Annotated in this window: 20 protein-coding genes; 5 read left to right on the top strand and 15 right to left on the bottom strand. The window is 56.1% G+C overall.

What is annotated here, in order from left to right; all coding sequences use genetic code 11:
* Positions 1-41 precede the first annotated feature (41 nt).
* The gene (locus E0765_RS06710) at positions 42-605 is read left to right on the top strand and encodes an outer membrane beta-barrel protein (RefSeq protein WP_132812451.1); all 564 of its coding nucleotides are present in this window, start codon (positions 42-44) and stop codon (positions 603-605) included.
* A 45-nt stretch (positions 606-650) separates the two neighbouring features.
* Here E0765_RS06710 and E0765_RS06705 read toward each other — a convergent pair whose 3' ends face one another.
* From E0765_RS06705 to E0765_RS06695, 3 genes are read right to left on the bottom strand one after another with little or no spacing between them, the layout of a single operon-like run.
* Positions 651-1,298, bottom strand: coding sequence for a lytic transglycosylase domain-containing protein (locus E0765_RS06705; RefSeq protein ID WP_132812450.1), 648 nt, complete (start codon positions 1,296-1,298; stop codon positions 651-653).
* 33 nt (positions 1,299-1,331) lie between these two features.
* On the bottom strand, positions 1,332-2,270 hold the full coding sequence (locus E0765_RS06700; RefSeq protein WP_132812449.1) for a bifunctional 2-polyprenyl-6-hydroxyphenol methylase/3-demethylubiquinol 3-O-methyltransferase UbiG: 939 nt from the start codon (positions 2,268-2,270) through the stop codon (positions 1,332-1,334).
* 57 nt (positions 2,271-2,327) lie between these two features.
* Positions 2,328-3,041: a pirin family protein gene (locus tag E0765_RS06695; RefSeq protein WP_132812448.1), complete on the bottom strand. Its 714-nt coding sequence runs from the start codon at positions 3,039-3,041 to the stop codon at positions 2,328-2,330.
* Positions 3,042-3,164: 123 nt separating this feature from the next.
* Here E0765_RS06695 and E0765_RS06690 point away from each other — a divergent pair, with 123 nt between their 5' ends.
* Complete coding sequence (locus E0765_RS06690) at positions 3,165-4,046, top strand: DMT family transporter (RefSeq protein WP_132812447.1); 882 nt, start codon at positions 3,165-3,167, stop codon at positions 4,044-4,046.
* 2 nt (positions 4,047-4,048) lie between these two features.
* Here E0765_RS06690 and E0765_RS06685 read toward each other — a convergent pair whose 3' ends face one another.
* The 5 genes from E0765_RS06685 to E0765_RS06665 form a co-directional block, all read right to left on the bottom strand.
* Positions 4,049-4,807 carry a TerB family tellurite resistance protein gene (locus E0765_RS06685; protein ID WP_132812446.1) on the bottom strand — a complete coding sequence of 253 codons (759 nt, stop codon included), beginning with the start codon at positions 4,805-4,807 and terminating at the stop codon, positions 4,049-4,051.
* Positions 4,808-4,983: 176 nt separating this feature from the next.
* Complete coding sequence (locus E0765_RS06680) at positions 4,984-5,466, bottom strand: BrnT family toxin (protein ID WP_165921699.1); 483 nt, start codon at positions 5,464-5,466, stop codon at positions 4,984-4,986.
* Between the two features lie 275 nt (positions 5,467-5,741).
* Positions 5,742-6,278: a YbhB/YbcL family Raf kinase inhibitor-like protein gene (locus tag E0765_RS06675; protein WP_132812505.1), complete on the bottom strand. Its 537-nt coding sequence runs from the start codon at positions 6,276-6,278 to the stop codon at positions 5,742-5,744.
* Between the two features lie 31 nt (positions 6,279-6,309).
* A complete protein-coding gene (locus E0765_RS06670; protein WP_305000481.1) occupies positions 6,310-6,783 on the bottom strand; it encodes a methylated-DNA--[protein]-cysteine S-methyltransferase in 474 nt (157 codons plus the stop codon).
* Positions 6,768-7,487 (bottom strand): TIGR01621 family pseudouridine synthase, encoded by a 720-nt coding sequence (locus tag E0765_RS06665; RefSeq protein WP_132812443.1) that lies wholly within the window; start codon positions 7,485-7,487, stop codon positions 6,768-6,770. Before E0765_RS06665 ends, E0765_RS06670 begins: the two co-directional genes overlap by 16 nt.
* Positions 7,488-7,596: 109 nt before the next feature.
* Between E0765_RS06665 and E0765_RS06660 the strand changes: the two genes are divergently transcribed.
* Positions 7,597-9,894 carry a heavy metal translocating P-type ATPase gene (locus E0765_RS06660; RefSeq protein ID WP_132812442.1) on the top strand — a complete coding sequence of 766 codons (2,298 nt, stop codon included), beginning with the start codon at positions 7,597-7,599 and terminating at the stop codon, positions 9,892-9,894.
* Here E0765_RS06660 and E0765_RS06655 read toward each other — a convergent pair whose 3' ends face one another.
* From E0765_RS06655 to E0765_RS06635, 5 genes are read right to left on the bottom strand one after another with little or no spacing between them, the layout of a single operon-like run.
* Positions 9,895-10,608 (bottom strand): pseudouridine synthase, encoded by a 714-nt coding sequence (locus E0765_RS06655; protein ID WP_132812441.1) that lies wholly within the window; start codon positions 10,606-10,608, stop codon positions 9,895-9,897.
* Positions 10,595-12,427 (bottom strand): ABC-F family ATP-binding cassette domain-containing protein, encoded by a 1,833-nt coding sequence (locus E0765_RS06650; protein WP_132812440.1) that lies wholly within the window; start codon positions 12,425-12,427, stop codon positions 10,595-10,597. Before E0765_RS06650 ends, E0765_RS06655 begins: the two co-directional genes overlap by 14 nt.
* An 18-nt stretch (positions 12,428-12,445) precedes the next feature.
* Positions 12,446-13,522 carry a DHH family phosphoesterase gene (locus E0765_RS06645; RefSeq protein ID WP_132812439.1) on the bottom strand — a complete coding sequence of 359 codons (1,077 nt, stop codon included), beginning with the start codon at positions 13,520-13,522 and terminating at the stop codon, positions 12,446-12,448.
* A gap of 37 nt (positions 13,523-13,559) precedes the next feature.
* Entirely contained in the window at positions 13,560-15,722 is a 2,163-nt protein-coding gene (flhA, locus tag E0765_RS06640; RefSeq protein ID WP_132812438.1) for a flagellar biosynthesis protein FlhA, read from the bottom strand.
* A gap of 3 nt (positions 15,723-15,725) precedes the next feature.
* Positions 15,726-16,130, bottom strand: a complete 405-nt coding sequence (locus E0765_RS06635; RefSeq protein ID WP_132812437.1) for an Rrf2 family transcriptional regulator — start codon at positions 16,128-16,130, stop codon at positions 15,726-15,728.
* A gap of 157 nt (positions 16,131-16,287) precedes the next feature.
* On the opposite strand from E0765_RS06635, the gene rpsO reads away from it, so the two are divergent.
* Together rpsO and E0765_RS06625 are read left to right on the top strand one after the other, a co-directional pair.
* Positions 16,288-16,563 (top strand): 30S ribosomal protein S15, encoded by a 276-nt coding sequence (gene rpsO, locus E0765_RS06630; protein WP_132812436.1) that lies wholly within the window; start codon positions 16,288-16,290, stop codon positions 16,561-16,563.
* A gap of 192 nt (positions 16,564-16,755) precedes the next feature.
* Positions 16,756-17,235 (top strand): DUF2059 domain-containing protein, encoded by a 480-nt coding sequence (locus E0765_RS06625; RefSeq protein ID WP_132812435.1) that lies wholly within the window; start codon positions 16,756-16,758, stop codon positions 17,233-17,235.
* Between the two features lie 32 nt (positions 17,236-17,267).
* On the opposite strand, the gene E0765_RS06620 is transcribed toward E0765_RS06625, so the two are convergent.
* Together E0765_RS06620 and kdsB are read right to left on the bottom strand one after the other, a co-directional pair.
* Positions 17,268-17,609, bottom strand: coding sequence for a hypothetical protein (locus E0765_RS06620; RefSeq protein ID WP_132812434.1), 342 nt, complete (start codon positions 17,607-17,609; stop codon positions 17,268-17,270).
* Between the two features lie 77 nt (positions 17,610-17,686).
* Positions 17,687-18,406: a 3-deoxy-manno-octulosonate cytidylyltransferase gene (gene kdsB / locus E0765_RS06615; protein ID WP_132812433.1), complete on the bottom strand. Its 720-nt coding sequence runs from the start codon at positions 18,404-18,406 to the stop codon at positions 17,687-17,689.
* Between the last annotated feature and the right edge of the window lie 7 nt (positions 18,407-18,413).

Here is an 18,413-nt window from a genome sequence, read left to right as displayed (position 1 = left end):
CGCTATACTTATCTCTTCCAATCGACTATACAGGAGTGAGAATGAGATTGACTACATTGGCCAAAACGGCTCTCGCCGCATCCCTTTTGATCGGCGCGGGTGCGTCGGCAGGCGAGTTTAAAGCCCTTCCGATCCTGGACGCGGGTTTTTGCCCGAATATCCAGGTGGGCGTGAGCACGGGGTACATGAACCTCAAAAACGTTTCGGCCGCCGGTCAGACGGCGGGGATCGAAATCTCTCTGGACTGCCCCGTATTTACCCTCCCGTGGGACAACCTCCGCCAGCAGATCATGCTGAACCGTTTCAACAGCGACGGCTTGTCGATGACCAACCTCGAATTCAACCCTTATTACCTCATTACGCTCTCAAACGGCGTCGAGTGGGGATTCGGACCCGGATTCGGCGTCATTTTCTCGGATATGGACAAAAGCGATACGGTCTTTACCCTTCAGGCGGGGACCGGGCTTAAATACAACATCAGCCGCGAAGTCTATACCGGTGCGGATATCCGCTATCAGTGGACGCAGAAAGCCGAGCTTACCAACACCTACAAAGAAGACCTCGACAACTACCGTGCTCAGGTCAAGATCGGTTACCGCTTCTAATCTTTCCCCGTACCGCTTCTCCTGAGAGGAGAGGCGGCTTCCGTTTTAGTTTTTTTCTTCTTTTGCGGCGGCAATACGCGCCTGCAGGAGCAGCGTTTTGGCAAAATGGGCTTTGGTTCCCGAAGGGAAATGGGGATCTTTGAGAAGAACCGAGAGTTTTTTACTCCCGTTGCGCCGAATCAGCTGTTGCAGTTTTCCTTCTCCCATCCCGTAGGCGAAATCGACCAGATACCAGCTTCCGAACTGGCGTTTGAGGCTTTTGATGTAACGTATCGCGGCCTGCGTCGAGCGCTGCGTATCAAGGCGTTCGTCATTCCCTTTTTGGACGGTGAGGCCGAAATTGCGTGCGCTCTGGCGGGTGAACTGCCACAACCCGGCAGTGCCGTACCCGCGGGCATCGGGATCGAATTTGGATTCGCAGTAGGGGATCAGCGAAAAATAGGGCGGAATTCCCGCTTCCGCAAACGCCTCTTCGATTCGGCGGTGTTCGGCGGCGGTGGCGCGGTATCGGCGGTGGAGGATCGAAACGGAGGGTGAATACCGTTCGAGCAACAGGGCCAGGGTTTTTGAATCGGAGAGCTGTTCCTCGCTTCCCAGCGCCGCAAGCGATACATCGATCTTTTCGGCGGGTATTGCCGCCGCCCCCAGCGGGAGCAGTACGACAAGCGATAATAAAAATAAATAACGTATCATAGGTTTATTGTAGCATATTCGCCGTTTACACGGTTAACGCGCCGTCTGGATACGGGTTGCCGTCAGAAACAGGTAGTCCTTACCCGTCACGCTCACCCGGAACTTTTTTTGCTGCAGGTACTTTTTACAGTAATGGATATCCTTTATGACGAGCGAGAGTTCCGAATAAGGATAATTGGGGGCCTTGGCGCCGTAAATCATCTCTCCTCCCATCCAGCGGCAGTTGGGGAACCCGAGTATCATCGAGCCTTGCGGGTTCAGATACTCCTGCACCAGCTTGGCAAAGAGCGGTTTGAAATCGATTCCCGGGCTTTGGAGGGTCCCGATCGAGACGATGAGGTCGAATCGCCCCAGATTCAATGCATCCAGATCGTTGATGTCGTGGACATGGAAGAGGGCATTCCCCCCGGCAAACCGTTTCCGTGCGAGATCGATGGCGCTGGCCGAATGGTCGACCCCGACGAGCTCGATCGCGCGGTAGGTCTCCTCCGGCACGATGCGGCGGATCAGCTCGAACTCGTCCCCCGTATTGATCCCCAGGTTCAGAATCCGTTTTTTCTCTCCCACCCTGACACTGCGCAAAGCACGCAGATAGGCCGAAAGAAAGGCCGGTTCCTCGTTTTTGCGGATGCGGGAAAAATGCGACGCGGTGCCGTATTTCTCCTCTTTTTCTTCACTTCGGTGGAACGAGTCGTTCCGGTCGATTTTCTCGAACGTCAACAAGACGGTGTATTCGGATCGTTTTTCGGGGGTCAAAAGACGGCAGAAAAGGAGTTCGGCCAGATCGTTCCACGCTTTGTAGGAACGGTAGAGGTAGTCGCTCCCCTCGATCGTGAGGGCTTCTCCCGCGTAGGAGCCGCGCGCGACGTCGGGGTTGAGGACCTCGAACGAGAAGGTATCAGCCTGCTCAAGCGATTTTTCGGCCCACGCGAGAATCGCGCTCATGGGTTCGGTCGTGAACGATTTTGGCATGGGGCTCCTCCCTGCAAATGGTGCCGTGATTGTAGCATACCGGCCCGCATGGAGGGATCAGGAACGGCGCATCGGCATGTCGAACAGCAGTACCTTCGACGCTTCCGAAGCGGTGAGACTGCATTCCTCCCCTTCGGTGATCTGCATCTCGTCGCGTCGTGACAGGGTGGTTCCGCAGACGCGGAGGTCCCCCTCCATGACGAAGAGCAGCAACCCGCGGCCTGAGGGTACCGGGGGGAGGGGAAGGATTTCCCCCTTTTCGAGCCGGGCGATCGAGATGGCGGCATCCTGATGTATCCGAAGGGAATTTCCCCTGCCGTCCCCCGAAACCAGAGGATGCCATCCTTTTTGATCGGCGATATGGCTGAAATCGCGCTGTTCGTAATGGGGCGGGAGAGCTTTTTGATCGGGGAAAATCCAGATCTGGAACAGCTCCGTGTCCATCTGCGGCGTTGCGTATTCGGAGTGGTGTATCCCCGACCCGGCGCACATGTACTGAACCTCCCCCGCACGGGTGATCCCGTGGTGCCCTTGGGAATCACGGTGTTCGATGGCCCCTTTGGTGACGATCGTGACGATCTCCATATCCCGGTGGGGGTGCATCCCAAATCCCATCCCCGCTTCGATAACGTCGTCGTTGATGACCCGCAGGGCACCGAACCCCATCCGCTCAGGATTGTGGTATTCGGCAAACGAAAAGCTGAACCGGCTGTGAAGCCATCCGTGTTCGGCAATGCCGCGCTCATGCGAGCGGTGAATGATCTGTGCCATTTTTTTCTCCTTTAACTGCGCTATATGTTAACTTAATACGAATGGGTAACAATGTCAAGGGCTACCGTTTAGCGGTTCGTACGATTCATCCCCTTCAAAGCCAAAAGAGAGCACAATCACGCCATGAAACATCGCCCCCAAGCCCTCTATTTCGCCGGAATGATCGTCGCCATGTTGCTGTGGGGCGTGGCGTGGACGGCGGGAAAAGTCGCGGCCCACCACTCGAATGCCGAAATGGCGGCGTTCTGGCGCTATGCCGTTTCATTCGCCTCTATCCTTCCGCTGATATGGTTTATGAAATCGCCTCTGCGTTCCGATCGGCGAGGAGTGATGTACATGATCGCGGCGGGGTTGCTGACGTCGGTATTCAACTATTTTTTCTTTGCGGGGCTGCTGCACGGCCAGGCGGGATACGGCGGGACGCTGGTCACCTCGACGTCGCCCATCATCACCTACCTGCTCTCCGTCGCGTTGCTGGGGCTGAAGGTATCGGCCAAAGAGATCGCCGCCCTCACGGTCGGGGTCGTCGGCGCGCTGGTACTGATGAAAGTGCCGAGTGAGGGGTGGGGATTTTTAGACCTCGAAAACAGCTATTTCGTCGCGGCGGCGATCGTGTGGGCGCTGGTGACGATCGTTTCGCAAAAAGCGTCCAAACACACGACCCCGATGCTCTATACGACGGTCGTGTTTGCCGTTGCGATGACGTCGAACCTTATTTTCGCGTTGCCGTATGAGCCCTTTGCGTTCGCGAAATACGACAGCACGTTTTGGTGGACGATCATTTTTATCGGGATTTTCCCGGGGACGCTCAGCACCGCGCTTTTTTTTGCTTCGGCGGGGAAAGTGGGGGCGCACCGGACGGGGGTGTTCATGTTCATCGTCCCCATTGGGGCGATTGTATCGAGCATGGTGGTTTACGGTGAGAAAATAGAGATTTCGACCCTTGTCGGATCCGTTTTGGCGTTTGCGGCGGTCGTGATATTCAACGCAAGGAAAAAGCGCTAGCGCTACATCCCCCGCGCTTTTTTGATCGTCTCGTACGCGGCGTTGATCTCCTGGACCTTTTCGGTCGCTTCTTTGAGATACTCGTCCGACGCCCCCTGGGATTTGATGATGTCGGGATGGTATTCGCGCACCAGAGAGCGGTACGCCTTTTTCACTTCGCCGTCGGAAGCTGCGGCGGTGATCCCCAGCAGCGCATACGCCTGATCGATCGAACTCTCTTTGACGCTGTGGCGGTGGTAGGAACTGAAACGCTCCATCATCGATCCCATATCGGCTTCGCTGAACCCCATATAGTAGCCGATCCGCTTGAGCATCTCCTCTTCGCTCTGGCTGAGGGTGCCGTCGATGTAGGTGAGGTTGACCAGAAACTCCACCATCTTCTGGCGTTTGTGCGGTTCGTTTTTCAGCGCATCATAAAGCGCCTGAGCGACCCGGTCGAGGTTGTGCGGGGCGTTTTTCTCTTCCTCGAAGATCTCCTTGAGAAGGGTTTTGGTCCGGGTGGGATCGGGGAAGAGGGCGCTGATATCGGTGAACATGTTGCCGATCAGCTCGGCCTCGAGCTCGTCGATCCGCCCGTCCGCCTTGGCCACTTTGGCGCACAGCGCGGTAAAAAGCCCAAGTTCACTGTAGGCCAGCGATTCTTTGGTCAGTTTGAACCCCGAAAACTGTTTTTTCGAATAGGTTTCGCTGTTTTTGGCAAACCCCCGCGAGAGCCAGTAAAAGAGGAGCGCGACCACGATAAAAATGATAATTTGGGTCATGAGAATATGCCTTTGTCAGTTTGATGGATGGAAGTGTAGCGCGGGATGGATAATAAATCAGTCAAACGGCTTTAATGGAGCTGTACACCATGATTGTCTCACTCCCAAGCTCCAGCTTGGGAGTGTCTATCTGCGTTCCCAATGAGGACGTTGGGGATGAGGGGAATTGTTATTATCTATTGAAACCCTGTTTTGTACAATTCTTCTTCATCTGGCTTTGCACGATGAACCGATATAATTCGTTGAGTCATTAAGCCCTGTTCTCCTCTTAGAGTAGTTACCATTTTCCACACTTTATCCCAATGTGAGAATAAATACCAATCTCGTACCGGGTCAAGATTACCTTTATTCTTATCAATGCCAAGCTCGTCAAAGTTCAATCCCTCAAGCTTTTCCCATTGTGTATCTGGTTTTGGTGCTGGGATTCGAAGTGCTTTTGGATCAGCATCACAAGCTTGTACTGCCTCATTGAAATCGATGCCATGTTTTTCAGAATTTATCTTGTTCTTTTTTTCATCCCATTCCCATTTTGGCCTTGTAGAATCATAAGGGATAAATAAGGAACATGATTCAACTTCCGGCTGATTAATGGGAGGGGGCCAATCACCTTCCAGTGCCCGTGACTCTTTGCCACAGCGAGTAAGAATACCATCAGGCATACTGAAAGGGCTACCTCGGAAGTTAAGAAGAAAAGTACAATTGGAACACGTGCTCATTATATATCCTTGTCATTCTAATGTTTAAAATGAGCAATCAAAAGCTCCCTTTGGGTTTTTGATTGACTCCACTGATTTGTTAGATTGAATCTTCACTTTTTATACTTATAATCTCTTTATCCGTGAATTTTGTCTCGCTCCCAACCTCCAGCTTAAGAGTGTCTATTTGCATTCCAAACGAGGACGTTCGGAACGAGGAATCATCCAGTAGTACCGGATCAGCGGCCGTAATACGACACGAGGGTCGATTTGGCGATCGTGTGCATCGTCAGCATGTATCCTACGAGGGCGGGAGAGGCTTTTTCGTCCAGATCGAGATGATCGACGTTCAGGGCATGGACGGTGAACATGTAGCGGTGGGGACGGTCGCCGACGGGGGGGCAGGCGCCGCCGAATCCGGTTTTGCCGAAGTCGGTGATACTCTGCACCGCGCTGATGGGCTGTTTTTTCGCCGTGTTGCCGAAATCGGCGGGGAGGGAGGTCACGGAGGCGGGGATGTTAAAAACGACCCAGTGCCACCATCCGCTCCCCGTAGGGGCGTCGGGATCGTAGACGGTCACCGCGAAGCTCTTGGTCCCTTTGGGGGCGTCGCTCCAGTGGAGTTCGGGAGAGATGTTTTTCCCGTCGCAGCCGAAGCCCGAAAACTCCTGTGTTTTGGTCAGTTGTCCGGCGAGGTCGTGGCTGCGGAGGGTAAATTCGCCTGCATCGAGGGATGAGGCGAGCAACACGCCGGCAAATAGGGTAGAGAGACGCATCATGGATGCTCCTTGTAGGGTTTGGAGTATTTTACCGTGATTTTGGATGCCGTTCCAGCGCTAGGAGAAATGCTTTTTTCTCCACGCCGCCGCTGTATCCGCCCAGCCCGCCTCCCGTGGCGATGACGCGGTGGCAGGGGATGAGGATGCTGATCGGGTTGCGGCCGTTGGCGCTGGCCACGGCGCGGACCGCTTTGGGGTTGCCGAGTCTTTCGGCCTCTTGTGCATACGAGATCGTTTCACCGTAAGGGATCGTTCGCAGCCTCTCCCAAACCGCGAGCTGAAACGGCGTCCCGCGGGGGGCGAGGGGAAGGTCAAAGGTGCGCCGCTTGCCTGCGAAATACTCCCCCAGCTCTTTTTCGAGGCGCAGCAGCAGGGGATGATCGGAGTTTGGGAAGTCTGGTGCCTCATCGGCGAAATCGAGCGAGACGATCGCATCGCCGTCGGTGGCAGCGATCATCGATCCCAGCGGTGTGTCGATCAGTCGGTTCAAAAGAGGTTCCACGGTTCGCTCCATTGGCTTAATCGCTCTTTTATCTCCGCACTCGTAAACCGCTCCCCTTCCTCTGGGGGGAGGACGAACGAAAACTCCTCACCTCCGAACGTAAAGCGCAGCGCGTAGGCGTGCAGATAGCCCCGATCTTCTTTACGGGCATCATCGGCGGCGGCGTAGCGCTCGTCGCCAGCACAGGGTGAGCCGAGCGATTTGAGGGCGACGCGGATCTGGTGGGTTTTGCCCGTATGGGGCTTGACGAGGAAAACCCGCTCGTTGGGGCGGAGCGAGGCGCTGATGAACTGGGTGATCGCAGGGTTGGTCATCGTCGTGAGGAGCTTGTAGTCCCCCCGGCGCGCCTTGCCCATGTCCCCTTTGACCCACCCCTGTTTTTTCTTCGGTTTGCGGGTGCTGATGGCGAGGTAGTATTTCTCGATTTCTCTGGACTCGAACATACGGGTGAACTCCGCCGCCGCTTCGGGACTTTTGGCGAGTATCAGCAGCCCAGAGGTCATTTTGTCGAGACGGTGGACGCTAAAGAGGGACTGGCCCAGCTGCTCGCTCAAGCGAACGACGAATCCCGCCTCCTCTTCGGAGTGGAAATTGACCCCCTCCGGCTTGGCGGCGACGACGAAACGGTCGTTTTCATGGACGATACGGACGGCTGAGAGATGCGCTTCCAAACGGTTTATCGCTCCGAAAATAGTATGTGCCATTGTACCGATATTAACATACGGTTCGTATTGCGCGGCGCGTAAAAGTGCTACAATGGTATGAAATCGAGGTAAATGTATAAGTTTTCCAAATCAACGAAAGGGGGACAAGATGGCAAAAGACATCGTCTGCGGGATGGAGGTCTCCGAATCCACCCCCTATCAGGCGCAGAGGGACGGAACGCATTACTATTTTTGTTCCGAATCGTGCCGTATGAAATTTACCGGGCATCCTGAAACCTATCTGCATCCCACTGCGAACCCCGCCGCATGCCCCGATCACAGCTGCACAATCGATCACACGCTTTACACTTGCCCTATGCACCCCGAAATCGAGCAGGAAGGGCCCGGAACCTGTCCAAAATGCGGGATGGCGCTGGAACCAAAAGAGGTGCGTTTGGATGAGGAAAACGGCGAAGAAAAAGAGCTGACACGCCGATTGCGGGTGAGCGCCGTACTGGCTCTGGCCGTTTTCATCAGCGCGATGGGATCGGAGATGTGGCCCGGGACGTTTAACGCTCTGATCGACCCCAGAGTCCGCCAGTGGTGTGAACTGATCCTCTCGGCGCCCGTCGTATGGTGGGGCGGGTGGAGCTTTTTTACCCGCGGCATCCAATCGCTGCGCACCCGCAACTTCAACATGTTCACCCTCATTGCGATGGGGATCGCTACGGCATGGATTTACAGCGCCGTAGCGGTGATCTTCCCCGGCATCTTTCCCCCGCATATGACGATGCACGGGGTTATTCCCGTCTATTTCGAAGCCGCGGCGGTCATCACGGCGCTGGTGCTGCTGGGGCAGGTGCTCGAAGCGCGCGCCCGCAGCCGCACCAACGAGGCGATCCGGCTGCTGCTCGCTCTGGTGCCCACAACGGCGCGGATCGTACGGGACGGGGGGAGCGAAGAAGAGATCGATCTGCGGATGGTGCAGGTCGGGGACCGTCTGCGGGTCCGCCCCGGCGAGAAGATCCCGGTGGACGGCGTCGTGGAGGAGGGGGAGAGCTACGTCGATGAGTCGATGGTGAGCGGCGAGCCGATTCCCCTTTCCAAAAAAGCCGGAGAGCGCGTGATCGGCGCGACCCTCAACGGCAACGGCAGTTTCATTATGCGGGCCGAAAAAGTCGGGAGCGAAACCCTCCTCTCCCAGATCGTCGCGATGGTGTCGCAGGCGCAGCGCTCCCGCGCCCCGATCCAGAACGTAGCCGATGCCGTGGCGGGGGTTTTCGTCCCCGCCGTCGTCGTCACCGCCCTCGCGGCGTTCGTCGTCTGGACTCTGTGGGGTCCTGAACCCAGCCTCGCGTACGCGGTGATCAATGCGGTGGCCGTCCTCATCATCGCGTGCCCCTGCGCGCTGGGACTGGCGACCCCCATATCGATCATGGTGGGAACCGGAAAAGGGGCCACCAACGGCGTCCTCATCAAAAACGCCGAAGCCCTCGAGACGATGGAAAAGGTCAACACCCTCGTCATCGACAAGACGGGAACCCTGACGGAGGGCAAACCCCGGCTGGTCTCCCTCGCCATCCGGGAGGGGCTGGAGGAGAACGACATCCTTCGTCTGGCCGCCTCGCTGGAGCGCTCCAGCGAACACCCTCTGGCCGAAGCGATCGTGCGGGGGGCGCAGGCGAGGGGGGTGGAACTCTCTGCTGCGGAGCGTTTCGAGTCGTTCACGGGGGAGGGGGCCGTCGGAAGCGTGGACGCTCACAGCGTGGCGGTCGGAAACCTGACGCTGCTGAAGCGTCTGGGGATCGATCCGCTGGATTGGGCCGCAGCGGCGGATCGTCTGCGGCAGGAGGGGCAGAGCGTGATGTTTATTGCGATCGACTCACGTGCAGAGGGGATCGTCGGGGTTGCCGATCCGATCAAGGAGAACACCCCCGAGGCGATCCGCTCCCTGCATGAGGAGGGGGTAGAGATTGTGATGCTCAGCGGAGACAGCCGCCTTAGCGCCGGGGCGGTCGCCGCACAGCTCGGAATAGAGCGGGTGATCGCCGAAGTGCTCCCGCAGGAGAAGGCGCGCATCGTCGAGCAGCTCCAGCGCGAGGGGCGCATCGTCGCGATGGCGGGGGACGGGATCAACGACGCCCCAGCCCTCGCACAGGCCCATGTGGGGATCGCGATGGGGGGCGGGACCGACGTCGCGATGGAGAGTGCCGGTATCACCCTCGTGCACGGCGACCTGCGCGGCATCGTCCGCGCCCGCCGCCTCAGCCGAGCCACGATGCGCAACATCAGGGAGAACCTCTTTTTCGCCTTCGTCTACAACACCGCGGGGATACCGATCGCGGCGGGGGTGCTTTATCCCTTTTTCGGGCTGCTCCTATCACCCATGATCGCCGCTGCGGCGATGAGTTTCAGTTCGGTCTCCGTGATCGCGAATGCGTTGAGGCTGAGGGGACTTAAACTTTGATCAGGAAGATTTTGCCAGATTCAAGGGATCGATAACCTGATATTCCCCCGGCTTCAAATCCCCCAGCGTCAGATTCCCGAAGCTGGAGCGGTGCAGTGCCGTGACATGATTCCCTACCGCCGCGAACATGCGGCGCACCTGATGGTAGCGCCCCTCGATGATCTCCAGCGTGACGTGGGTGTCATCGATCACGGTGAGTTTGGCAGGGAGGCACGGGGTTTTTTCGCCGTTCAGGATCAGCGTCCCCGAGGCGAAAATCTCTCCTTCGTCCCCTTTGAGCGCTCTATCGAGCGTCGCTTCGTACACTTTGGGCACTTTGTGTTTGGGGGAGGTGAGGCGGTGGAGCAGCGCGCCGTCGTCGGTGAGGAGCAGCAGGCCGGATGTCTCTTTGTCGAGGCGTCCGACGGTCGAGATTTTGGGATCGCGTAGCCGCCAGCGCGGGGGGAGGAGGTCGTAGACGAGCCGACCTTCGCCATCGTCGTGGCTGCATACGTAGCCTACGGGCTTGTGCATCAAAATCACCATCCCTTGCGGCGGATCGAGGGGTTCGCTCTCGAAGAGGATCTCCTCATGGGAGACCTTGGTGTCTGGTTTCAGGGGAAGGTTTTCGATATGGGTGATTACCTCTTCTTTGAGGAGTACGGCAACCTCTTTGCGCGCGCAGTACCCCAGCGAGCCGAGGAGCTTGTCGAGGCGGGTTTTAGAGCTCGGCAAGCTTCGCCTCGTATTCAGCTTCGATACGGGTGATTTCGTCGCTCGCGGTTTCGAGCTTCTCGAACAGCTCCTCGATTTTCTTCTCGTCTTCGCCGACTTGCTTGGAGAGTTCGAGGAGTTTGGAGGTCTCCCCCTGATTGGAATAGGTCGTTAGAAGCTCATGGGAGTTTTTGAGCTTCTCTTCGAGCTCCATGATCGTGTTTTCGCACTTTTCCACCTCTTTTTTGAGAGGGGAGAGGAGTTTGGAACGCTCCTGCACGAGGGCGGCGCGCTGCTGCTTGGTCTCTTTTTTGTTGGTGTTGGAGGTCGCTTTGGCGGGTTTGGGGGCATCGTCGAGCTCCTCGTCCCAGCCGATTTTCTCCAGAAACTCATCGTACGTGCCGTCGAAGAACTCGGCGTTCCCTTCGCGGAAGATGACGAGGGCGTCGGCGAGGGCGCGGAGCATCATCTCCGAGTGGGTGACGAGGACGACCGAACCTTCGAAAGATTTGATCGCGTCGGTAAGAGCGTCGATGGAGTACATATCGAGGTGGTTGGTCGGCTCATCCAGAAAGAGGAGGTTGGCGGGGGTGGCGATGATTTTGCCGAGCATGACGCGGCTCCGTTCGCCCCCGCTGAGGACGGAGATTTTTTTGTCGGCATCGTCGCCGCTGAACATCATCGTGCCGCAGATGGAACGGATACGTACGTTGCTCATGCTCGCATCCGCGCTCTGGATCTCTTGTGTCACCGTATGGTTCTTGTCTAGGCGGTCGATGTTGGTCTGGCCGAAATGTGCGATGGCGGTGGAGGGGTGGAACGTGACCTCGCCGCTTGGGGTGAGCAGTCCCGCGAGGCAGTTGAGGAGCGTCGATTTCCCTTTGCCGTTTTTACCGATGATGGCGAGGCGCTTCCCTTTTTCGAGGGCGAACGAGAGGTTCTGAAAGAGGGGGGCGTTTTCGGTGTAGCCGAAAGAGAGCTCTTTGGCCTGCATGACGAGCTTGGCGGGGGTGGGGGCGTAGCTGAAACTGAATGCGAGGCTCTTTTCTCCCTCCAGATCCTCCATGATTCCCATTTTGTCGAGCTCTTTTTGTTTCGACTGCGCCTGCGTGGCGGTCGAAGCGCGGGCTTTGTTGCGGGCGACGAAATCTTCGAGCTCGGCACGCTTTTTGTCGTGGTTGGCTTTGGTCTTGAGATAGAGTTCGTCTTCCTGGTCCATCAGGTCGTAGTATTTGCGGGTGCCGCCGCGGATGATGCTGATGTTACGGCGGCGCAGCCCCATCGTGTGGGTCGTGACCGAATCCATGAAATCGCGGTCGTGGGTGATGAGGATCACTTCCCCCTCAAAACTGCGGATGAAGCTGGCCAACCAGCGGAGCGAGACGATGTCGAGGTAGTTGGTCGGTTCGTCGAGCAGCAGAAGGTTGGGTTCGGTGACGAGGAGCTTGACGAGGTTGAGGCGTATCTGGTACCCCCCGGAGAAACTGTGGGGGTCCTTGTCGAGATCCTCCTGCGTAAAGCCCAGGCCGAAGAGGATCTTTTCGACGCGGTAGACTTCGTGTGCCATGTCGGCACTGAGCGCCGACGCGCACTCCTCGCGCACATTTTTGTGGGTGAAATGCAGATGCTGGCGTAGCGTCCCGATCCGGTAGTTTTTGGGGATGATCACTTCGCCGGAGTCATAGGGCTCTTCTCCGAGGATGATTTTAAACAGCGTCGATTTGCCGGTTCCGTTGCGGCCGACGAAGCCGACCTTGTCCCCCGCGTTGAGGCGTAGTGAGAGGTTGTCGAAGAGGATACGCTCCCCGTAGCTTTTGGTGAGGCTGTTGATTTGAATCAAGATTGAATCCTTGTAACGTTACTCTTCAATCTTATGTGGCAATTTTCCAGGCATCGCCTCTTTGTTGGCGAGCATATCTTCCATCTGGCGTTTAACCTTGTCGTAGCGGAATTGTTCTTTGAAACCCTGAATCCGTCCTCCGGCGGCGTTGGGGTGTCCCCCTCCGCCTACCCATTCGCCGGCCATCTGGGCCACGTCGACGCGGTTATGTCCGCGCAGGCTCATCGTTCCGCGCGTTCCGACGTCGACGATGAAATCGTAATCGGGGTATTCGGTCAAAAAGCCGTTGCCGATGATCGACGTATTCCCCAGGCCGTAGCTGAGAAAACCGCGCCATCCTTTGTAATAAATCGTCATGACCGAGCGTTTGGTCCCCAGCAGCGCGACGATGTACTTGGTCGAGAGGTTATCAAGGGTGTTGTCGACGCCGTCTTTGAAAAACTCTTTTTTCATTTTGTGGAGCGCTTCGTCCAGAACGATGGGGGCGTTGGGGAGATCGCGCATCTGTGCCGCCTGTTCGAGGAGGGCGAGTTTGTAGGCGCGGTCCTCGTCGCCGAACATGACGCGGCTCAGTTCACGCGCTTCGGAGATGAGGCGCATACACACCTTGCCGTATTCGAAATCGGCCTCTTCGTTCTGTTTCCACAGATCGACCGCATTGACGACGGCGACGAAGGCTTCGAGCCATCCGCCGCGTTCGAGTCCGTAGTGTTCGCAGGCGTAGTCGTAGGTGATTTTTGTCGCGCAACGCTCGGTGTCGAGGTAGTACCAGGGGTACTGCGCCGCCGTTTCGCGGCCGCTGCCGTGGTGGTCGAGGAGGGTGATCGTCACGTTCCAGCCGTTGTCGTTGAGACGGTTTACCTCATTGTTAAGCCATTTGGCCTCTTCGGGATAAAGGTTGAGGTCGGTGATCAGGATCGTTGCTTCCTGCTTGTTTTTTTTGAGGCTCTCGATGATCTCTTCGAGACGGTCCATCACCTCGGCGCCGTAATTGGCGTTGTAGCTGATCATCGTGTGCGGCGTCTGGGCCATCACAAGCTGGCAGCTGTAGCCGTCGAGATCGATGTGGGAGAGGTGGTGAAAAGTTTTAGTCATTCAATACGTTCCTTAGGGTAAGTCTTTGTCGGTGCCGTCATTCCATCGAAATGGAACCGAGGACTTCGAATTTCGCGTTCGAGTCGATTTCGGCATGCGAGAGGGTGATGATGTCGAGGCTGAAGCGCTCGTAAATCTCGGCCAGCGGGCGGCGGAGTTTGGGATCGACGATGATGATGATCGGCGAAATCCCTTTTTGGAGAAGCTCGGTCGCCTTGGCGCTGGTTGCCTGGATGAGGTTGTTTATTTCGCCCACATTGAGAAGCAGCTGGCGCACCCCGTCGCGTTCGGTTGTTTTTTCGAGCATTTTCTGCTCGCTCATCGTATCAAACGTCAGCAGCCGGATGATGCCGTCCGAACCGGCATACTGCTGCGTGATGATCCGCGAGAGTTTGGAACGGACGTGTTCGGTGATGATCTCGACGTTTTTGGTGTATTCGCAGACGTCGGCGATCGTTTCGAGGATCGTGATCATGTCCTTGAGCGGTACCCGCTCGTGAAGCAGTGCTTTGAAAACCCGCTGGATCAGACCGATATTGGCCACTTTGAGCAGGTCGTCGATCACGACCGGGTAGTCGTTTTTGATCTTGTCGATGAGCGCCTGGGTTTCCTGGCGGGTGAGAAGCTCCTCGGCGTATTTCTTGATCAGCTCGCTCATGTGAGTCGAGATGACCGTGGCGGGGTCGACAACGGTATAGCCGTTGATGATCGCGTCTTCTTTGAGCTCGGGGGCGATCCACAGCGCATCGAGCCCGAAGGCGGGTTCTTTGGTCGGTTCCCCTTTGATTTCTCCCACGGCCATCCCGCTGTCCATCGCGAGGAACCGGTCGGGCTGGATGATCCCGTCGCCGATATTGACCCCTTTGAGGAGGATTTCATACTGGTTGGGCTTGAGGTGGAGGTTGTCGCGGATACGGACCTGCGGCATTAAAAAGCCGAAATCCGAGGCGATTTTACGCCGCATCGAGCGGATCCGCTCGAGCAGGTCGCCCCCCTGCGCACTGTCGGCGAGGCGGATGAGCTGGTAGCCCAGCGTAAGCTCGAGCATCTCGATTTTGAGGATATCTTCGAGGGCCGCCTCCTCTTCTTTGGCGATCTCTTCGTTGGTCTTTTTGCGCGGCGCGGCGGGAGCTCCCTCTTCGCCGGGGGCGGCACCCGGTTTTTTGGCCGGTGCGGTGGTGAGGACGAGTTCCCCTTTTTCGTACTTGTGCAGGGCGTATCCCAGCGCGGCAAAGACGATTCCGACAAAACCGAGCGACAGCGTCGGAAGCCCCGGAACGGCGGCGAATACGAGCATGATGAACCCGACGATGATCATGACGCGGGCATTGCCCATGAGCTGCTTGATGCTTCCTTCGGCAAAGTTTCCTTCGTCGTTGGAAGCGCGGGTGATCATGATACCCGTCGCGGTGGAGATGATCAGCGCGGGGACCTGCGACACCAGACCGTCCCCGATAGTGAGGAGGGTATAGGTTTCGGCGCTGGAGGCGACGTCGAGGTTGAACTGGAAAATCCCGATCAGGAAGCCGCCGATGATGTTGATCAGCGTGATGATGATCCCCGCGACCGCATCCCCTTTGATGAATTTGCTCGAACCGTCCATCGCCCCGTAGAAGTTCGCGTCCTGCAGGATTTCGGCGCGGCGGCGTTTGGCTTCGGCTTCGTCGATCAGGCCGCTGTTGAGGTCGGCGTCGATCGCCATCTGTTTACCGGGCATCGCATCGAGGGTGAAGCGGGCTGCGACTTCGGCGACGCGTCCCGAACCTTTGGTGATGACCATGAAGTTGATCAATACCAGGATACAGAAGATGATGATCCCGATGACGTAGTTTCCGCCGACGACGAAATTACCGAAACTGGTAATGATGTCACTGACCGCTTCGGGCCCTTCGTGCCCGTGGCTGAGGATCATCCGCGTCGTCGCGATGTTCAGGGCGAGACGAAAGAGGGTGATGATGAGCAGCAGGGTCGGAAAGGTCGTCAGGTCGGTCGGTTTGGGGATGTAGAGCGAGATCAGCAAAATCAGCACCGACATCGCGATGACGACCGCGAGGAGCAGGTCGAGTACGGCGCTGGGGAGCGGGACGATGATGATCGCCAGGATCGCCATGACGAAAAAGACGACCGAAAGGTCGCGTGAGGCAAAGAGGGTCGAGAGGACGCTTTTGACGTCGGGGGTCTTGTTTTTCGCTTTTGCCAAGGATTACTCTTCCAGGATCGCTTCGAGGGTCAGGGTCCCCAGGAAGCCGTCGACTTTGTTTTGGAGGCGGTTGAGAAACGGCCAGAGCGAACAGGTGGTCGCCTTGTTCGAAGGGCAGTCATCGGCGGAAGGGGAACAGCTGAACACCGCGGGGCTTTTCCCCTCGGCCGCTTCCATTACCTCCAGAACCGTGATTTCGCCGCAGGGACGGGCGAGTTCAAACCCCCCGTTAACCCCTTTGTAGGAGTTGAGGATCCCTTTTCGGGCAAGCGCCTGCAGAATCTTGGCCAGAAAGCTTTTCGAAATATCGAGCTCCCGCGAGAGGGTGTCGGCATCGAGCGCCCGCTGCGCCCTGGCCAGCACGATGAGCGAAAGAAGGGCATATTCACTGGCACGGGTCATCAGCATCCGAGAGGTTCCTCCGCATCTATTTGAGGGGTATTATAGCCAAAAATAATTAGAGGATGTTTTTGCCGCAAAAAGGGAAATTTCAGGTATAATTCCGACCCTGCTTGTTATGGAATCGTCCATTACAGGTAATATTTATACCCATCAGGAGGCTATTATGGCTTTGGATACGGCGAAAAAAGCGCAGATTATCACTCAGTTCCAGAAAAAAGAAGGCGACACAGGTTCAAGCGAAGTACAAATCGCTTTGTTGACGACTCGCATCAACACTTTGACAGAACACCTTAAAACATTCAAAAAAGACCACTCTTCACGTCTTGGTCTTTTGAAACTCGTCGGTCAGCGCCGCCGTTTGATGCGTTACCTCAAACGCACAAACAAAGAGAGCTACAACAAAGTTATCGCAGAACTCGGTATCCGCGACAATATCTAAATCGATATTTTCCCCCGATTTTCCGGGGGACTCTTTTTTTTAACTGCTTTCCCTCTAACGTTTCCATATCCGATACATACAGGCGTTCATATCCGATCGTGTAAAATACTCTTTTCGTCATTGAAATTTAACAATAAATCCCATTCCCTATTTGGGTATAATTTTTTCATTCTGAATTGACAAAGGATAAAAATGCGATTGGTTTCTATGTTCGCCATGATGGTCTGTCTTTCGATTTCGATTTTTGCGGATGATGTTGATCCAGAAAAACGTGCTGAGATCAAGAAATTGCTTACGACGACGAAAGTTCTCGAATCTTCGTCTAAAATCATCGATTTATTGGGGCATCAGATGATTAAAGATACTCAGGCTAAAGGTGTGAAGATGACACCGAATTTGGCAATGGGGATGCTTGAAGATATCAAAGCGGTCTACACCGAAAGGTTTCCCGAATTTGAAGAAATGATAGTCGTAATGTACTCCAACCACTTTGAGCTGGAAGACATCAAAGAGGTCAATCGGTTTTATGAAACACCTTCAGGGAAAAAACTGATTGATAAAATGCCCGTTCTGGCCGTTGACGCCATGAAAATCAGTGCACAGTGGGCCATGATGCTGAAACCCGATTTGGACAAGAAGATCAAAGAACGGTTCGAAGCGGCCTCTAAATGATTTAACATTCCCGCCGCAATGGGGGGAGGGGGCTATACGTCGTGGTGGTAGTGTTCGAGCACCCGTTTGTACTCTTCATATACCTGTGTAGGGGTTTCGTGACCGCGGTACATCCGTAGAATCTGCCGAATGAACTCGATGGGGTATTCGACCGTCAGTCCCGCGTTGCGGGCGTAGACCTTGGCAAGCGTTTCGTACATCCCCTCGTACACTTCGGGCTCTTCGGCTTTAAGCCGTTCGAGAATCTCCTGCGCGCGGATCAGTTTCGCGTCATTGAATTCGCCCCGTTCGTTGATCGTTTTGCGCACTTCGACGTATTCTTTGAGGCTTTTGCGGTTGAGGACGTAATCGGTGAAGATTTCGATGAGAGACATGGAAGCTCCTTGTTAAAAACAATTCGATCCGATTATTGTACGCCTGCTGCGTAGCAACAGCGTAGCAAATGGAGAGTTTAGATTCCGAAAATCTTCTTCGCCCGCTCCAGGTCTTCAACCGTATCGATCCCGAACCCGGTGCTCTCGACTTTGACCATCGATATTTTTTTGCCGTGGTAGAGGGCGCGGAGCTGCTCGAGCTTTTCGATGTCCTCCAGCGGCGCCTCCCCCAGCGCGCAGAAGTCGTGCAGGCTTTTTTTGGTAAAGCCGTAGATGCCGATGTGGCCGAAGTAGGAGGCTTCCCCGCTGCGGTTGAAAGGGATCGGGCTGCGGGAGAAATAGATCGCGTTGTGGTGGACGTCGGTGATCACTTTGACGAGGTTGGGGTCTTGGGCCGTTTCGGTATTGATCGCGTTGTAGCAGCTCGCCATGACAAACGGTTCGTTCGCGGCTTTGAGGGCGTTGAGGCGCTCGTAGAGCCGTTCGAGTACTTCGGTTTCGATGAAGGGCTCGTCGGCCTGGACGTTGATGATCAGCTCTTCATCGGGAATGTCGAGGATCTGGGCGCATTCGTTGATCCGGTCGGTGCCGCTTTTGTGGGTCGTCGAGGTGAGGCGCGCTTCGATTCCGTGCGCGGCGCAGATGTCGAGGATTTTTTCGTCGTCGCACGCGACCACGACGCGGTCGATAGCCTCAACGCGCTTGGCGGTGCGGACCACCATCGGCAAGCCGCCGATATCGGCGAGCACTTTTTCGGGAAATCGGGTGGAAGCGAGACGGGCGGGGATAATAATCATGGTAGTA

It is taken from the genome of Sulfuricurvum sp. IAE1 (assembly GCF_004347735.1).
Lineage (GTDB): Bacteria > Campylobacterota > Campylobacteria > Campylobacterales > Sulfurimonadaceae > Sulfuricurvum.
The sequence above is the reverse complement of the archived record's forward strand: the minus strand, read 5'-3'. Positions and strand labels throughout refer to the sequence as shown.